The organism is Actinomadura livida (genome assembly GCF_014648675.1).
Classification (GTDB): Bacteria; Actinomycetota; Actinomycetes; order Streptosporangiales; family Streptosporangiaceae; genus Spirillospora; species Spirillospora livida.
The window spans coordinates 385-1,004 of record NZ_BMRO01000053.1 but is presented as its reverse complement, the minus strand read 5'-3'; the positions used below and the strand labels follow the sequence as shown (position 1 = coordinate 1,004).

The window sequence follows — 620 nt, the reverse complement described above, 5'->3', positions numbered from 1 at the left end:
GGTCGGTGCACGGCCCGTCGGCGATGACCTGCCCGACCTCGACCCGGGCGCCCTCCTCCACGATCGGCTTCTGGTTGAAGCAGGTGCCCTGGTTCGACCGCTTGAACTTGGCGACGCGGTAGGTCGTCCGCGTGCCGTCGTCGTTCATGACGGTGACGTAGTCGGCGGACACCTCCTCCACCACGCCGGCCTTCTCGGCCGTGATGACGTCGCCGGCGTCGGTCGCGGCGCGGTACTCCATGCCGGTGCCGACCAGCGGCGCCTCGCTGCGCAGCAGCGGGACGGACTGGCGCTGCATGTTGGAGCCCATCAGCGCGCGGTTGGCGTCGTCGTGCTCCAGGAACGGGATCATCGCGGTGGCGACGGAGGTCATCTGCCGCGCCGAGACGTCCATGTACTGGACGTCGCGGGCGGGCACGAGCTCGACCTCGGCGCCCTTCTTGCGGACCAGCACGCGATCGTCGACGAACGTGCCGTCGTCGTTGATCAGCGAGTTGGCCTGCGCGATGATGTAGCGGTCCTCCTCGTCGGCGGTGAGGTAGTCGATCTCGTCGGTGACGATGCCGTCGGTGACGCGCCGGTACGGGGTCTCGACGAACCCGAACGGGTTGACCCGGCCG

General features: G+C 69.2%; 1 pseudogene. It reads right to left on the bottom strand.

What is annotated here, in order from left to right:
- A pseudogene (locus IEZ03_RS38460) lies at positions 1–620 on the bottom strand (DNA-directed RNA polymerase subunit beta); the annotation flags it as partial.